Genomic DNA, 14,651 nt, shown 5'->3' on the forward strand with positions numbered 1-14,651 from the left:
TTTACCTTCATGATAGTTCAATTTGAATCAATGTGTGATTTGTTTTGATTAATCCTGACACTGTTTTTTCAGGAAGGCAATGACCATTTTTTGACTTTTCACCGAAAGCGTTGTTGATGATTTTGAGTATGGAAAGATTTAAAGGAGTGTGTGATTTAATTAACTAAATGAATTTAAATGAGTAATTGTTTCGCCTTGTGAACACCATACTTTCTATGTGGAATTATTTGCGTGCCGCGTCACATTTAATCACAAATAATCTTGTTGTGATTATTTTTGAAAATTAGAGTGAGTGCACAACATTCCGGGTGTGCGGAATTCCCGGTTACCTCTTCTTCAGGAGATCGTTATGGAGATCCTCTACAGCATCTTTACCGTGTTCTTTAACCAGGTCATGACCAATGCCCCGTTATTGCTGGGTATTGTGACCTGCCTGGGCTACATCCTGCTGCGTAAAAGCGTCAGCGTGATTATCAAAGGCACCATCAAAACGATTATCGGTTTTATGTTGCTGCAAGCAGGGTCCGGCATCCTGACCAGCACTTTTAAACCGGTGGTGGCAAAAATGTCGGAAGTCTATGGCATTAATGGCGCGATTTCAGATACCTACGCATCGATGATGGCAACTATTGAGCGTATGGGCGATGCCTATAGCTGGGTGGGTTATGCGGTGTTGTTGGCACTGGCGCTAAACATCTGTTACGTGCTGCTGCGTCGCATTACTGGTATTCGCACCATCATGCTGACCGGCCACATCATGTTCCAACAGGCGGGTCTGATAGCTGTCACGCTGTTTATTTTCGGCTACTCCATGTGGACTACCATTATCTGCACTGCGATTCTGGTTTCGCTTTACTGGGGCATCACCTCCAACATGATGTACAAGCCGACTCAGGAAGTGACGGACGGCTGCGGTTTCTCCATCGGTCACCAACAGCAGTTTGCTTCCTGGCTTGCCTATAAGGTCGCGCCGTATTTGGGCAAAAAAGAGGAAAGCGTTGAAGACCTCAAATTGCCCGGTTGGCTGAACATTTTCCACGACAACATCGTCTCCACGGCGATTGTGATGACCATCTTCTTTGGTGCCATTCTGCTCTCTTTCGGTATCGATACCGTGCAGGCGATGGCAGGCAAAGTGAACTGGGTGGTGTACATCCTGCAAACCGGTTTCTCCTTTGCGGTGGCGATCTTCATCATTACTCAGGGCGTGCGCATGTTTGTCGCGGAACTCTCTGAAGCATTTAACGGTATCTCCCAGCGTCTGATCCCGGGTGCGGTTCTGGCGATTGACTGTGCGGCTATCTATAGCTTTGCGCCGAATGCCGTGGTCTGGGGCTTTATGTGGGGCACCATCGGGCAACTAATAGCGGTTGGTATTCTGGTCGCCTGCGGTTCCGCGATTCTGATCATTCCTGGTTTTATCCCGATGTTTTTCTCCAACGCCACCATCGGCGTATTCGCGAACCACTTCGGCGGCTGGCGTGCGGCGCTGAAGATTTGTCTGGTGATGGGGATGATTGAAATCTTTGGCTGCGTCTGGGCGGTGAAACTCACCGGTATGAGTGCCTGGATGGGCATGGCGGACTGGTCGATTCTGGCACCGCCGATGATGCAGGGCTTCTTCTCCATCGGTATCGCCTTTATGGCCGTCATCATCGTTATTGCATTGGCTTATATGTACTTCGCTGGCCGCGCGCTGCGCGCAGAAGAAGATGCAGAAAAACAACTGGCAGAACAGTCTGCTTAATAAGGAGTTTTGATTATGACCGTACGTATTCTGGCTGTGTGTGGCAACGGACAAGGCAGTTCCATGATCATGAAAATGAAAGTGGACCAGTTTTTAACCCAATCAAACATTGACCACACGGTAAATAGCTGCGCGGTTGGCGAGTACAAAAGCGAGTTGAGCGGCGCGGATATCATCATCGCTTCTACCCATATTGCGGGCGAAATCACTGTTACCGGCAACAAATATGTGGTTGGCGTGCGCAACATGCTCTCACCCACAGACTTTGGCCCGAAACTGCTGGAAGTGATCAAAGAACATTTCCCGCAGGACATGAAGTAAGGACGCGCCATGAAATTACGTGATTCGCTGGCAGAAAATAAATCTATCTGTTTGCAGGCAGAAGCAGAGACCTGGCAGGACGCGGTAAAAATTGGCGTTGACCTGCTGGTGGCGGCGGATGTTGTTGAGCCGCGTTACTACCAGGCGATTCTGGATGCGGTTGAACAGCACGGCCCGTACTTTGTGCTCGCGCCAGGCCTGGCAATGCCACACGGACGCCCGGAAGAGGGGGTTAAGAAAACCGGTTTTGCGCTGGTGACGTTGAAAAAGCCGCTGGAGTTCAACCACGAAGATAACGACCCGGTGGATATCCTCATCACGATGGCGGCAGTCGATGCCAATACTCATCAGGAAGTGGGCATCATGCAAATCGTCAACCTGTTTGAAGATGAAGAGAATTTCGACCGTTTACGCGCCTGCCGTACCGAGCAGGAAGTACTGGATTTAATTGACCGCACCAACGCGGCTGCTTAAGAAGGAATTGAAGATGTCATTACCCATGTTGCAAGTCGCGCTGGACAACCAGACTATGGATAGCGCCTATGAAACCACTCGTCTGATTGCTGAGGAAGTCGATATTATCGAAGTGGGCACCATTCTGTGTATGGGGGAAGGTGTGCGTGCGGTGCGCGATCTGAAAGCACTCTATCCACACAAGATTGTGCTGGCAGACGCCAAAATTGCTGATGCGGGCAAAATCCTTTCTCGTATGTGCTTTGAAGCCAACGCTGACTGGGTCACCGTGATTTGCTGTGCGGATATCAACACCGCCAAAGGCGCGCTGGATGTGGCAAAAGAGTTTAACGGCGACGTACAGATTGAACTGACTGGTTTCTGGACCTGGGAACAGGCGGATGCATGGCGTGAAGCGGGCATCCAGCAGGTGGTGTATCACCGCAGCCGTGATGCGCAAGCAGCCGGTGTAGGCTGGGGCGAATCAGATATCGCCGCGATCAAACGCCTTTCTGATATGGGCTTCAAAGTAACCATTACCGGTGGCCTGGCGCTGGAAGATTTGCCACTGTTCAAAGGTATTCCGATTCATGTCTTTATCGCTGGTCGTAGCATCCGTGATGCCGCGTCTCCGGTTGAAGCTGCGCGTCAGTTCAAACGTTCCATCGCCCAACTGTGGGGCTAAGGAGCGGATATGTTGTCCAAACAAATCCCGCTTGGCATCTATGAAAAAGCACTCCCCACCGGGGAGTGCTGGTTGGAACGGTTGCAACTGGCAAAAACGTTGGGCTTCGATTTTGTTGAGATGTCAGTAGATGAAACGGACGCTCGCCTGTCTCGCCTTGACTGGAGCCGCGAACAACGTCTGACGCTGGTGAATGCGATTGTTGAAACTGGCGTGCGCGTACCGTCCATGTGCCTTTCTGCCCATCGTCGTTTTCCGCTGGGCAGCGAAGATGACACAGTGCGGGCGCAGGGGCTGGAGATTATGCGTAAAGCTATCCAGTTCGCCCAGGATGTCGGCATTCGCGTGATCCAACTGGCGGGCTATGACGTCTACTATCAGGAAGCCAATAACGAAACGCGTCGTCGTTTTCGCGAAGGGCTGAAAGAGAGTGTTGAGATGGCGAGCCGTGCGCAGGTGACGCTGGCGATGGAGATCATGGATTACCCGTTGATGAACTCCATCAGCAAGGCGCTGGGCTATGCACACTATCTCAACAACCCGTGGTTCCAGCTCTATCCGGATATCGGCAACCTGTCGGCGTGGGATAACGACGTGCAGATGGAATTACAGGCTGGAATAGGGCACATCGTCGCGGTGCATGTGAAAGACACCAAACCGGGCGTCTTTAAAAATGTGCCATTTGGCGAAGGCGTGGTGGACTTCGAACGTTGCTTTGAAACGCTCAAACAGAGTGGTTATTGCGGGCCTTATCTGATTGAGATGTGGAGCGAAACGGCGGAAGACCCGGCGGCAGAAGTGGCGAAAGCGCGTGATTGGGTGAAAGCGCGCATGGCCAAAGCGGGCATGGTGGAGGCCGCATAATGCAAAAGCTGAAACTACAGGTATTTGAAGCCAACATGGATCTGCCGCGTTACGGACTGGTGACCTTTACCTGGGGCAACGTCAGCGCCATTGATCGCGGACGCGGGCTGGTGGTGATTAAGCCCAGCGGCGTCGCCTACGAAACCATGCAAGTGGACGATATGGTGGTGGTTGACATGAGTGGCAATGTGGTGGAAGGGCAGTATCGTCCATCGTCAGACACTGCAACGCATCTCGAGCTTTACCGTCGTTATCCATCTCTCGGTGGAATCGTGCATACCCACTCAACCCATGCCACCGCATGGGCGCAGGCGGGGATGGCGATCCCGGCGTTAGGCACCACACACGCTGACTATTTCTTTGGCGATATTCCGTGTACGCGCGGATTAAGCGAAGAAGAGGTGCAGGGCGAGTATGAACTGAACACCGGCAAAGTGATCATCGAAACGCTGGGCGATGCCGAGCCGCTGCATACGCCGGGGATTGTGGTTTACCAGCACGGGCCGTTCGCCTGGGGTAAAGACGCTCATGATGCGGTGCATAATGCGGTGGTGATGGAAGAAGTGGCGAAAATGGCGTGGATTGCGCGCGGCATTAACCCGCAACTAAATCCCATCGATAGTTATCTGATGAATAAGCACTTTATGCGTAAGCATGGTCCCAACGCTTATTACGGGCAGAAGTAAAACACGCGCTGCGGAAATATCCTTCTTCGGGAGATAACTGGTCTGATTCCGCAGCCGTTTTTCATAAAAAAGCCCCCGGTGAAGGGGGCAATGCAAACTATGACAATGTTTCGTTGGTTATACCTGGTGCTAGCGATAAATATCCGCGCTGGCGTGCATGTTGCCGTTACTCCCCGGTTCCCGCATCAGAATCACGTGGTAGTACGTTGCGCCCTGCGCGTCGGTTTCTTCGTTTAATGCCTGACGTGCTTCACTTTCAGTGGCAAAGTTATGATTGATATAAATCACGCCTAAGCTCTGCACATCGTCCATATTTCTGGCCTGGTGGTTATTGATTTCAATGGCTGCCCATGTATTTGCACTTAGCAAAAGCACAGCCAGAAGGGCTAAAACACGACTGAACATAAATACCTCCTCGACGGCTGTCTTTGTATGCGCTCCTCTGTGATGATCTTCTGATTTAATTTTAATCAATGATAAAGAAGTTGATGGTGACCATTTCTGATGCAGTTGTTCAAAAAAACACCGTAATGGAATGTGATGAACTTCAAATCAGCGGGTTAGTACGATTTAGCGAAAGATGAGAATTATTTGTCGGCTGGCCTTGAGTTTAGCGGGGTATACCAGTAATATAACGCGTCATTTTTCAGCCGCCCTTTAACACGTTCCTTGCCTCCATGGGCTGCGGCTGACCCAGACAGGAGGCTGAATAATCCGTAAGGAGCAATTCGATGCGTCATTACGAAATCGTTTTTATGGTCCATCCTGACCAGAGCGAACAGGTTCCGGGCATGATCGAGCGCTACACTGCTGCCATCACTGGTGCAGAAGGCAAGATCCACCGTCTGGAAGACTGGGGCCGCCGTCAGCTGGCTTACCCGATCAACAAACTGCACAAAGCTCACTACGTTCTGATGAACGTTGAAGCGCCGCAGGAAGTGATCGATGAGCTGGAAACTACCTTCCGCTTCAACGACGCCGTTATCCGTAGCATGGTAATGCGTACTAAGCACGCCGTTACCGAAGCATCTCCGATGGTTAAAGCGAAAGACGAGCGCCGTGAGCGTCGCGATGATTTCGCAAACGAAACCGCTGATGATGCTGAAGCTGGGGATTCTGAAGAGTAATTTCTGATGACCAACCGTCTGGTGTTGTCCGGCACCGTGTGCAGGATGCCCCTTCGAAAGGTCAGTCCATCAGGAATTCCTCACTGCCAGTTCGTGCTTGAGCATCGTTCTGTGCAGGAGGAAGCCGGTTTTCATCGGCAGGCGTGGTGCCAAATGCCCGTTATTATTAGCGGACACGAAAACCAGGCCATTACTCACAGTATAACGGTCGGCAGTCGCATAACCGTTCAGGGGTTCATTTCATGCCACAAGGCAAAGAACGGTCTGAGCAAAATGGTTTTGCATGCCGAGCAGATTGAATTGATAGATTCTGGAGACTAGCCATATGGCACGTTATTTCCGTCGTCGCAAGTTCTGCCGTTTCACCGCGGAAGGCGTTCAAGAGATCGACTATAAAGATATCGCTACGCTGAAAAACTACATCACCGAAAGCGGTAAGATTGTCCCAAGCCGTATCACCGGGACCCGTGCAAAATACCAGCGTCAGCTGGCTCGCGCTATCAAACGCGCTCGCTACCTGTCCCTGCTGCCGTACACTGATCGCCATCAGTAATCGGTCACGGTCCATTAATACGACTTTGAGAGGATAAGGTAATGCAAGTTATTCTGCTTGATAAAGTAGCAAACCTGGGTAGCCTGGGTGATCAGGTAAATGTTAAAGCGGGCTACGCTCGTAACTTCCTGGTACCACAGGGTAAAGCTGTTCCAGCTACCAAGAAAAACATTGAATTCTTCGAAGCACGTCGCGCTGAACTGGAAGCTAAACTGGCTGAAGTTCTGGCAGCAGCTAATGCTCGCGCTGAGAAAATCAATGCACTGGAAACTGTTACCATCGCGTCTAAAGCTGGCGACGAAGGTAAACTGTTCGGTTCCATCGGTACTCGCGACATCGCTGACGCTGTAACTGCAGCAGGCGTTGAAGTGGCTAAGAGCGAAGTTCGTCTGCCGAACGGCGTTCTGCGTACCACTGGCGAACACGAAGTAAGCTTCCAGGTTCACAGCGAAGTATTCGCGAAAGTGATCGTAAACGTAGTAGCTGAATAATTCGTTATTCAACGAGACGTAAAAACGCCGGCCATGTGCCGGCGTTTTGCTTTATTGTTGAAGCGCCATAACCATAATTACAGCGCACTCATCTTAAATATTAGCTCGTAGCTAATTGTACGTGCGGTTCTTCATCTTTGACTTTGATAAGCGCCCACAGCGCAATTGCCCCCAGGATGTCAAAGAAAGCCAGAGCAATAAAGAACGGCGCGAAGCCGATAATGTGAACGAATGCCCCGATAAACAGGTTGAAAATCAACTGACCACTCCACGCACAGGCTCCCGCCATACCAACGGCGGTGGCAACTTCATCTTTTTTGAACAAATCGCCGCCCAGTGTTGCCGCAACAGTAGAAAGACATTGATGCGAGAACGCGCCAATACTAATCAGCAATACGGCAATGTAGGGATTTTCGACAATACTCACTAGGCCGATTGTCATCATAATGACCGCAGCAATAGTGAAGGTAATTCTTCGCGAGTTAATTAAACTCACGCCGCGATCGTGGAAGAACTTCGCCACAAAACCGCTGGCTAAACAGCCGAGGTCGCCCAGCAGGAAAGGTAGCCAGACAAACATGGCAATTTCTTTCAGGCTAAAATGCAGCGTTTCAACGAAGAATATAGGCACCCAGAAATTAATGGTTCCCCATGCCGGGTCTGCGAGAAAACGCGCGATGCCGATACCCCAGAAATTACGTTGGCTGAGGATATGTTTGATTGACGTTTTTTCTTTTTTACCTGTTTTAAGATGCTGCTCTTGTCCTGATTCAATATATTGACGCTCTTCATCAGAAAGGCGTTTGGCATCTTTCGGATCTTTATAACAAAAGAACCAAAATATAGCCGCGAGCAAAGCAAGGCTACCCGAGACAATAAACGCAAATTGCCAGCTATGAAACATAATGCACCAGGCAATCAGCGGTGGCGCAAGCATTGCACCGAGTGAAGTTCCCATATTGAAAACCCCCGTAGCCACACCGCGCTCTTTTGCCGGGAACCATGTTGATGCTGTTTTAACACCCGCCGGAATTGCCGATGCTTCGCTGAACCCCATCAGGGCGCGCATAAATGCCAGACCTGACCATGTTCCGGTCAGTGCATGACCCATTGTCGCCAGACCCCAGATTGCGGCGCAAATCGCAAAGCTTAATTTCAGACCAACGGTATCAATAAAGAAACCCATCACCGGTTGCCCTAATGTATAGGCCAACTGGAACGCACTGACGATCCATGAATATTGCTCTTTGGTTATTCCAGTGGTCTCCATAATGGTTGGAGCCGCAATACCTAATGCAGTTCTGTCCAGATAATTGATTACAGTGATAAAACATACGAGGGCAATCATATGCCACCGATAATTCTTTATTTTATTCATGTTTAAACCTTTTAATTATATTAATAAACCCTGGTTGTTGGTATTTCCGTGTAATAGGTAATAAAATCAGGTACAGAGAACATATTAAAAATTATTGTGTGTAAATCTCTCCATTCAGAAAATCTGGCCAGTTTTTTTCAAAGAAAATACCGTTAATATGCGGTTGTTTGCGTAAAGACTTAACTTCGGTAATAAAAGAACCTTGTGAATATTGAATCGTTAATTTGTGATTTTTATCGTCGGCTTGCTCAGAGCGAAAACGCCATTCTTCTTTTGCGCCGCGACGAGTTTGTGGCAGGCATTCGCCTTGCGGATCAATAACCATCCGCGCCCCACGACTGCCGCCACCTGCGTCAATATAATGTGTGAGTTGCGTTAAAACGGCGGCAGAGGTCAGCGCCATATGCCGCCACATAAATAATTCAGCAACTTCGCCTGCGTGGTTGATGGTTAAACCGTGTTGCTGGGCAAATTCACTCAACAGCAGGGCATCGCGGGTGGCGTGGCGAACTTTATCGGCATGACAAATAAATCCAGCGTAATCAGACATTCGCGTCTGGATTTTTTCTTTCACCGTTGCCAGCGTCATACCGTTTTCGTTTGCCAGCGCCTGGGTGATGACCTCTCTTACGGTAGTCAGGGGCGAAGCTACCCGTTGCGCGATATCTCCCTCAACAGACCGCATTTGCGTACAGCCAATAAAGCGCGCCAGGCGCACGGCAAAAACCTGCCCGGCATTCAGCGCTGCGCCGCCGGGGCGAGTGACGCCGTGAGTTCCGGCCACTTCCCCCACGGCAAAACAGCCGGGGAGAGAGGTTTGCCCCCAGATATCCACCTCAATGCCGCCGTTCATGTGTTGATTATTCATGGCGAACTGCAGTGGTTGCGTGGTGAGCCCGTAACCGTGCATCTGGTACAACGAGATAGACAGCGGATTCATTCGTTGCAGGCGTTCGATGGGCGATGGTGCCAGCGCGCCGTTGTTTTCCAGATACGCGTGAACGTCAGCATCCAGTCGCGCTAATGAGAATGGCAAATCACCAGGCACCGCTTCAGGATTGCGATTGAAATCCATAAACACCAGGCGGCCTGATTGCTGCTCTTTTGCCACCGCCATATCCAGCAGGCTGGAGCCAAAATCCATCACCCGTGTGGCGTGGAACGGCCACTGATAGCCTTTACGGAAGATATTTGAAGCCAGTTCCTGGGTAGTGCGATAGTAATCCGCAAGGAAATTATACTCGTTACCCTCTGTATCCACAGAATAGATATACGGGATCACCTGCACATAGGTGCCGGATAAATTCCACGGAAACGTGCTGCGCGGCGTGCCTATACCAAACTGGCTTTCGGTCAGATTGGTTAGCGTCAAACCTTCTTCCAGCGCCAGCCCCAGCGAGCCAAAGCATTTATGCGGATAAACACTGTCGCGATAAAGCTCGCCCGGTCCGCCCGTTGCCAGTACCACATTGGGCGCAGTCACAATTGCCAGCCCCCACGGGTTATGGGCGCGGGAACCGGTTGCGAGGATAGCCCCCGCCACGCGATCTTCGCCATTCTCACCGCGTTGATGCAGCAGTTTAATCACCGTTGCACTGGTCAGCAGTGGAATGGAGAGGCGCTGCACTTCTTCCAGCAGCACTTTCACCATCAGGCGAGAAGTGCGTGGTCCACAGGACGTCGCGCGTCCGGCTTCGTCATGGTCGGTCTGATAACGGAGAATTGCGCCATAGCGATCTTCCGGCAATTCCAGACCAAGATATTGCAGCCCGCCAAGGGTATGCAGGGAACCGACCGCTTCGACATATGCCGTGTCGTGATCCATCGCGCCGCCGCTCGCCAGTGCCTCGGCCAGTTTTGCGAAGTTGTCGCCGTTGCCCGCAGTAGCAGCGGTAAACAGCGTCTGTTTATCGGAACCGGAGCAGGCTGACGTTCCCATGTATAACCCGGCGGTAGCAAGCAGCACATTTTGCTGGCGACGTTTCAGCTCAACCGCTGCACGTAATCCAGCCGCGCCGCTACCAACGACCAGTGCATCAACTTGCCAGGTTGGGTAATCAACATCCTCCACGGTGACAATTGAGTGCGGTTCTGCTGGCGTAAAACCTTTCGGAAAGGTGACGTGCGTCAGTGCCTCGAGGATGGCGTCATCAGGCTGGCTCATGCGTCCTCCATCGGCGTAAACAGGCTACTTTCCATCAGACGCGGCTGCCTGATAATCGGACGGAAGGCCATGAACGGCAGAATGTCGCGGTCAATCTCCACGCCCGGGGCAATCTCAATTAATTCAACACCTTCTGTCGTTAACTGAAAAACCGCGCGTTCGGTGATGTACAGCACTTCCTGACCACTTTGCTGTGCGTAAGCGGCGCTAAAGGTGATTTTTTCCACCTGAGTAACCAGTTTGGGTATTTGACCTGACTGGGTGATATGCAGACCATCTGGCGTCACGTCGATCTTGCTGCCTTTGGCGTCGAATGTGCCGCAGAACACCACTTTACGGGCATTTTGTGCAATTTCGAGGAAGCCGCCAGGGCCGATCAGATTGCCGTTCAGGTGTGAGACATTGACGTTACCGTGCTGATCCATCTCGCCCATGCCGAGGAAAGTAATATCAATGCCGCCGCCGCTGTAGAACTCGAATTGATCCAGCGAAGGGATAATCGCGTCAGCGTTACGGGCGCAGCCGAAAAACGCGTCATCCAGCATCATGCCGTTATGCACGCCTTGCTCGACACTCAACCATAAACTTTGATAAGGAACACCTTCGCGCAGTGCAACCCCAGGAATACCGCCCGGAATACCAAAGCCAAAGTTGGTAGAAGCGCCAGCCACCAGTTCGCGTGCCGCCCGACGGGCAATCAGACGGCGCACCGGATGGCTAACCAGTTCAATAGCGCCGGTAGAACTCAGACGGCGATGCTGACCGCTAATTGTCAGGTCGTAGCCGCCAAGATAGGTTTGCGGTTGTTCGCGGTGCTCAACGATGCCATCGACCAGAATCCCCGGCAGCTTGACCCGGCGTGGTTCGATGGCGCCAGCTTCCAGCACATCGCGCACCTGGACGAATACTTTGCCGCCGCTGTTGTGTGCTGCCAGCGCCATCGAATAGCTATCCATATCAATCGCTTCTTCTTCGAGGCTAACGTTGCCACGCGGATCGGCATAAGTGCCGCGCAAAATGGCATAGTCCACTTTGAAAGGGCGATAGCGGAGTTTGGTTTCGCCATCAATTTCAATCAGTTCTACCAGTTCGTCAGTGGTGCAAGCGTTCGACTTTCCGCCACCATTGCGTGGATCAACAAACGATCCCAGCCCTACGTGGGTAAAAAGCCCAGGACGTCCGGCACCGATCTCCCGCAGCAGTGCCTGAATTACACCGCCAGGAAAGCAATACGCTTCGATGGCGTTATTTTTTACCAACTCCTGCATTTTGGGGGACCAGGTAAAGTGTCCGGCAATTATGCGTTTGAGCATTTCGGCATGAGCGAGGCGGTTAGTGCCTTTGCTGTCGCGATCGCCAATGCCCAGCGAGTGGATTAGTGTCAGGTTGCGCGGGTGTCCGGTTTGCAGGAAACGCGCTTCAATGGCTGCCAGAATATGGTCAGCTTCCACCATGCCGCCGCCGTTACCGCTAATGGCAATGGTTGCGCCGTCCTGAATTTGCGCCGCCAGTGCCCCGGCGGTTGTTATCTTACGCATACAATTTCCTTATTGATTATGGAAGCTGACGCTGCCTTTTTCGGCAAATGCGCGCGTGGCTTGCTGGCAATCGTGGGTGGCGGACATTAATCCCGCCAGTAACTGGTGTGAGTAATCGGCATGTTTATTTTCCAGCGCCAGAATCAGTTGCTTAATATGCGCCAGCGCCACCGGGCCACATTTTTCCAGGTGCGCTAACTGATTCGCCATCCAGCTTTCTATCTGTTCTTTTTCTACCACTTCATCAATCAAATTCGCCGCCAGGGCTTCCTGCGCCGTCAGGCGTTTACCCAACATCAGCATCTGGCGACCAACCACCGGACCGACCTGATTAAGCACACGTTCGATGCCCATCCAGCCAGGCACCATGCCAAGCATCACTTCCGGGTTAGAGAGTTTTGCGTTGGGGCGAGCGATACGAATATCGCAGCACAAGGCAAGTTCAATACCGCCGCCGATGGTGTGACCGTTTAGATTCGCAACCGTTAATTGCGGTAAATTGCGTAGGCGATTAAAAACATCATTACCGCGTTTAATCCACTTTCTGCCCATATCTAATGGAGAATAAGTCGACCATGATTTAATATCGCCGCCCGCACAAAAGAATTTATCGCCGGTTGCGGTTAATTCGACTAATCGTAATGTGGTGTCGTTTTCAATTTCATTTAAATAATGATCGAGAGATTCAATCATCTCTTCATTAATGGCATGACATTTATCTTCACGGTTCAACGTCAGACGGCAGGAAGCCGCCGCTCTGCTGAACAGAACGGGTTGGTCATTCATGATCATTCCTTAACAATAATGCGCGATGCGATCGACGCTAATATCCAGCGTGCTGTTTATATCTTGCTGCCACCAGTACGGTGAGAATATTTCCAGCTCTATAGCGCCATTAAATCCGGCGTTTTCAACCAGGCGACGGATTGACGGAATATTGATGATGCCATCTCCCGGCATTCCCCGATCATTGACCAGATCGGTGGTTGGCACTAACCAGTCGGAAACATGAAATGCGAGAATTCGTTTTCCGGCACGCAGGATTTGGCTGGCCAGTTCCGGGTCCCACCAGACGTGGTAGACATCCACCGCCACGCCGAGACCAAACTCACCATCGGGATCGAGTTCATCACACCAGTCCAGTGCCTGGCGTAGCGTACACAAACAGGAACGATCGGCGGCAGTCATCGGGTGCAGTGGCTCCAGCGCAATTGGCACGCCGACTTCTTTCGAATGTGGCAGCAACTGGCGAATCCCTTGTTTCACCTGTTCCCGCGCCTCATACAGATCTTTTGTGCCAGTTGGTAACCCGCCAACCACCTGCATGTAACAGGCGGCGTTCAGCGCAGCGGCATCGTCCAGCGCCCGACGGTTATCATCTACTGCCAGTTTGCGCTCCGCCAGCGTCGGCGCGGTGTAATAGGTGCTACGACACAAACCGGAAACGCTCATGTTACTGGCGGCAAGCTGGCGGGCGATCTGCTGGAGATCTTCGCCCTGCAACTCTCTGCGCCAGGGGGCGAGCGCGCCGATACCGCGTGCGGCGCAGGCATCAATAATGGCGGGTAGCGGCATTTTATAGCCCAGCGTCGCGGTATTAATGCTGAATAAATCCGGGCGTTGTAACAGATCTCTCATGATTCAGCCTCAGAAGCGCGGCATACTTAAGCCGCCGTCGATAGCGACCGCCTGGCCACAGGTATAAATCAGTTTGCCTTCCGCCATTGCCCGTACTGTGGAGGCGATATCAGCCGGATAACCCCAGCGTCCCCACGGCACCAGACCTTTGGCAATTAGTTCATCATAATAGGCCGTTGCCGGAATGGTCATATCGGTTTTGATTAGGCCGGGGCGCACTTCATAGACGCCAATTTGTTCATTGCAAAGGCGAGTGGCAAACAGACGAGCAGCGGCAGAAACGGCGGTTTTGGCAATGGTATATTCGCCGCGATTCATCGCCAGCATGATGGCGTTGATTGAACTGACAAAAATAATCGAGCGGTGCGGTAGCTCCGCTTCCGGTTTCGGTTGTGCCAGTAAGCGTTTACTGAATGCCTGAGCGAGGAAAAACGGCGCACGGGTGTTAATGGCAATGTTTTGGTCGAAGCTGTCTGGCTCCAGGTCGAGAAGGTCACCGCGCTTTTTCACGGAAATCCCCGCGTTGTTGAGCAGACAGTCCAGACGCCCCCACTGGTTTTGCGCCGCGTCGAGCATCTCTTCATGCAGGGAGAGATCGCCAACATCGGCAGGGAAGCAAATCACTTCCACGCCTTCTGCCAGACATTCCTGTTGCGTGGCATGTAATTTTTCTACGCTGTCGGCATCGGGGCGATCGTTAATCAGCAGGTTAAAACCGCCACGAGCAAGTTCCAGCGCACAGCCTTTTCCAATACCACGTGCGGCTCCGGTAATCACGGCAACGGGACGAGTGGACTTCATACAATAACCCTCTTTTGAATATTGTTTCCTTGAGTGACGATTAGCTTGCGACGTGTGGAAAGAAAGATCAACCATCTGGTTGGTTGATCTGCGATAGCGATCACAGGGCATTTGATAACTCGATGAAAGTACGAGTTTTGCCCTTTTTTCTGGAGCTGAAATCAAATCAGGTTATGATAGTAATCCTGAAGAGGTCGTGGGGAAG

17 protein-coding genes are annotated in these 14,651 nt (G+C 51.6%); 10 read left to right on the forward strand and 7 right to left on the reverse strand.

What is annotated here, in order from left to right:
• Positions 1-349: 349 nt before the first annotated feature.
• From ulaA to ulaF, 6 genes are read left to right on the forward strand one after another with little or no spacing between them, the layout of a single operon-like run.
• Positions 350-1,747 carry a PTS ascorbate transporter subunit IIC gene (gene ulaA / locus A1WG_RS10025; protein WP_001517632.1) on the forward strand — a complete coding sequence of 466 codons (1,398 nt, stop codon included), beginning with the start codon at positions 350-352 and terminating at the stop codon, positions 1,745-1,747.
• A 15-nt stretch (positions 1,748-1,762) separates the two neighbouring features.
• The gene (gene ulaB / locus A1WG_RS10020) at positions 1,763-2,068 is read left to right on the forward strand and encodes a PTS ascorbate transporter subunit IIB (RefSeq protein ID WP_000218363.1); all 306 of its coding nucleotides are present in this window, start codon (positions 1,763-1,765) and stop codon (positions 2,066-2,068) included.
• 9 nt (positions 2,069-2,077) lie between these two features.
• Complete coding sequence (gene ulaC / locus A1WG_RS10015; RefSeq protein WP_000776497.1) at positions 2,078-2,542, forward strand: PTS ascorbate transporter subunit IIA; 465 nt, start codon at positions 2,078-2,080, stop codon at positions 2,540-2,542.
• A 13-nt stretch (positions 2,543-2,555) separates the two neighbouring features.
• Entirely contained in the window at positions 2,556-3,206 is a 651-nt protein-coding gene (ulaD, locus tag A1WG_RS10010) for a 3-keto-L-gulonate-6-phosphate decarboxylase UlaD (RefSeq protein ID WP_000056742.1), read from the forward strand.
• Positions 3,207-3,215: 9 nt separating this feature from the next.
• Positions 3,216-4,070: an L-ribulose-5-phosphate 3-epimerase UlaE gene (gene ulaE, locus A1WG_RS10005; RefSeq protein WP_000949556.1), complete on the forward strand. Its 855-nt coding sequence runs from the start codon at positions 3,216-3,218 to the stop codon at positions 4,068-4,070.
• The gene (gene ulaF / locus A1WG_RS10000) at positions 4,070-4,756 is read left to right on the forward strand and encodes an L-ribulose-5-phosphate 4-epimerase UlaF (RefSeq protein WP_001517633.1); all 687 of its coding nucleotides are present in this window, start codon (positions 4,070-4,072) and stop codon (positions 4,754-4,756) included. Before ulaE ends, ulaF begins: the two co-directional genes overlap by 1 nt.
• A gap of 129 nt (positions 4,757-4,885) precedes the next feature.
• On the opposite strand, the gene yjfY is transcribed toward ulaF, so the two are convergent.
• The gene (gene yjfY, locus A1WG_RS09995) at positions 4,886-5,161 is read right to left on the reverse strand and encodes a DUF1471 family protein YjfY (RefSeq protein WP_000492914.1); all 276 of its coding nucleotides are present in this window, start codon (positions 5,159-5,161) and stop codon (positions 4,886-4,888) included.
• 326 nt (positions 5,162-5,487) lie between these two features.
• Between yjfY and rpsF the strand changes: the two genes are divergently transcribed.
• The 4 genes from rpsF to rplI are packed head-to-tail and all read left to right on the forward strand — an operon-like array spanning position 5,488 to position 6,927.
• Complete coding sequence (gene rpsF, locus A1WG_RS09990) at positions 5,488-5,883, forward strand: 30S ribosomal protein S6 (RefSeq protein ID WP_001216676.1); 396 nt, start codon at positions 5,488-5,490, stop codon at positions 5,881-5,883.
• 6 nt (positions 5,884-5,889) lie between these two features.
• Positions 5,890-6,204: a primosomal replication protein N gene (priB, locus tag A1WG_RS09985; protein WP_001517634.1), complete on the forward strand. Its 315-nt coding sequence runs from the start codon at positions 5,890-5,892 to the stop codon at positions 6,202-6,204.
• Between the two features lie 4 nt (positions 6,205-6,208).
• Entirely contained in the window at positions 6,209-6,436 is a 228-nt protein-coding gene (rpsR, locus tag A1WG_RS09980; protein WP_000135199.1) for a 30S ribosomal protein S18, read from the forward strand.
• 41 nt (positions 6,437-6,477) lie between these two features.
• Positions 6,478-6,927 carry a 50S ribosomal protein L9 gene (gene rplI, locus A1WG_RS09975; protein WP_001196062.1) on the forward strand — a complete coding sequence of 150 codons (450 nt, stop codon included), beginning with the start codon at positions 6,478-6,480 and terminating at the stop codon, positions 6,925-6,927.
• A 100-nt stretch (positions 6,928-7,027) separates the two neighbouring features.
• On the opposite strand, the gene A1WG_RS09970 is transcribed toward rplI, so the two are convergent.
• The 6 genes from A1WG_RS09970 to A1WG_RS09945 form a co-directional block, all read right to left on the reverse strand.
• A complete protein-coding gene (locus tag A1WG_RS09970; RefSeq protein WP_001033611.1) occupies positions 7,028-8,305 on the reverse strand; it encodes an MFS transporter in 1,278 nt (425 codons plus the stop codon).
• Between the two features lie 91 nt (positions 8,306-8,396).
• Positions 8,397-10,469: an FAD-dependent oxidoreductase gene (locus tag A1WG_RS09965; RefSeq protein WP_001517635.1), complete on the reverse strand. Its 2,073-nt coding sequence runs from the start codon at positions 10,467-10,469 to the stop codon at positions 8,397-8,399.
• Positions 10,466-12,007 (reverse strand): acyl CoA:acetate/3-ketoacid CoA transferase, encoded by a 1,542-nt coding sequence (locus A1WG_RS09960; protein ID WP_016242572.1) that lies wholly within the window; start codon positions 12,005-12,007, stop codon positions 10,466-10,468. Before A1WG_RS09960 ends, A1WG_RS09965 begins: the two co-directional genes overlap by 4 nt.
• Before the next feature lie 9 nt (positions 12,008-12,016).
• Positions 12,017-12,793, reverse strand: a complete 777-nt coding sequence (locus A1WG_RS09955; RefSeq protein WP_001517637.1) for an enoyl-CoA hydratase/isomerase family protein — start codon at positions 12,791-12,793, stop codon at positions 12,017-12,019.
• Between the two features lie 9 nt (positions 12,794-12,802).
• Positions 12,803-13,645, reverse strand: coding sequence for a sugar phosphate isomerase/epimerase family protein (locus tag A1WG_RS09950; RefSeq protein WP_001205218.1), 843 nt, complete (start codon positions 13,643-13,645; stop codon positions 12,803-12,805).
• A gap of 9 nt (positions 13,646-13,654) precedes the next feature.
• Positions 13,655-14,446, reverse strand: coding sequence for a 3-ketoacyl-ACP reductase (locus A1WG_RS09945; RefSeq protein ID WP_001517638.1), 792 nt, complete (start codon positions 14,444-14,446; stop codon positions 13,655-13,657).
• Between the last annotated feature and the right edge of the window lie 205 nt (positions 14,447-14,651).

The organism is Escherichia sp. KTE96 (assembly GCF_000408525.1).
GTDB classification, from domain to species: domain Bacteria; phylum Pseudomonadota; class Gammaproteobacteria; order Enterobacterales; family Enterobacteriaceae; genus Escherichia; species Escherichia marmotae.

Coding starts and splice junctions, on each gene's coding strand:
- ulaD (WP_000056742.1), top strand. CDS start 2,556: ATGTCATTACCCATGTTGCAAGTCGCGCTGGACAACCAGACTATGGAT.
- rpsF (WP_001216676.1), top strand. CDS start 5,488: ATGCGTCATTACGAAATCGTTTTTATGGTCCATCCTGACCAGAGCGAA.
- A1WG_RS09945 (WP_001517638.1), bottom strand. CDS start 14,446: ATGAAGTCCACTCGTCCCGTTGCCGTGATTACCGGAGCCGCACGTGGT.
- A1WG_RS09970 (WP_001033611.1), bottom strand. CDS start 8,305: ATGAATAAAATAAAGAATTATCGGTGGCATATGATTGCCCTCGTATGT.
- ulaE (WP_000949556.1), top strand. CDS start 3,216: ATGTTGTCCAAACAAATCCCGCTTGGCATCTATGAAAAAGCACTCCCC.
- A1WG_RS09955 (WP_001517637.1), bottom strand. CDS start 12,793: ATGAATGACCAACCCGTTCTGTTCAGCAGAGCGGCGGCTTCCTGCCGT.
- ulaA (WP_001517632.1), top strand. CDS start 350: ATGGAGATCCTCTACAGCATCTTTACCGTGTTCTTTAACCAGGTCATG.
- A1WG_RS09965 (WP_001517635.1), bottom strand. CDS start 10,469: ATGAGCCAGCCTGATGACGCCATCCTCGAGGCACTGACGCACGTCACC.
- ulaC (WP_000776497.1), top strand. CDS start 2,078: ATGAAATTACGTGATTCGCTGGCAGAAAATAAATCTATCTGTTTGCAG.
- ulaF (WP_001517633.1), top strand. CDS start 4,070: ATGCAAAAGCTGAAACTACAGGTATTTGAAGCCAACATGGATCTGCCG.
- A1WG_RS09960 (WP_016242572.1), bottom strand. CDS start 12,007: ATGCGTAAGATAACAACCGCCGGGGCACTGGCGGCGCAAATTCAGGAC.
- ulaB (WP_000218363.1), top strand. CDS start 1,763: ATGACCGTACGTATTCTGGCTGTGTGTGGCAACGGACAAGGCAGTTCC.
- rplI (WP_001196062.1), top strand. CDS start 6,478: ATGCAAGTTATTCTGCTTGATAAAGTAGCAAACCTGGGTAGCCTGGGT.
- rpsR (WP_000135199.1), top strand. CDS start 6,209: ATGGCACGTTATTTCCGTCGTCGCAAGTTCTGCCGTTTCACCGCGGAA.
- yjfY (WP_000492914.1), bottom strand. CDS start 5,161: ATGTTCAGTCGTGTTTTAGCCCTTCTGGCTGTGCTTTTGCTAAGTGCA.
- A1WG_RS09950 (WP_001205218.1), bottom strand. CDS start 13,645: ATGAGAGATCTGTTACAACGCCCGGATTTATTCAGCATTAATACCGCG.
- priB (WP_001517634.1), top strand. CDS start 5,890: ATGACCAACCGTCTGGTGTTGTCCGGCACCGTGTGCAGGATGCCCCTT.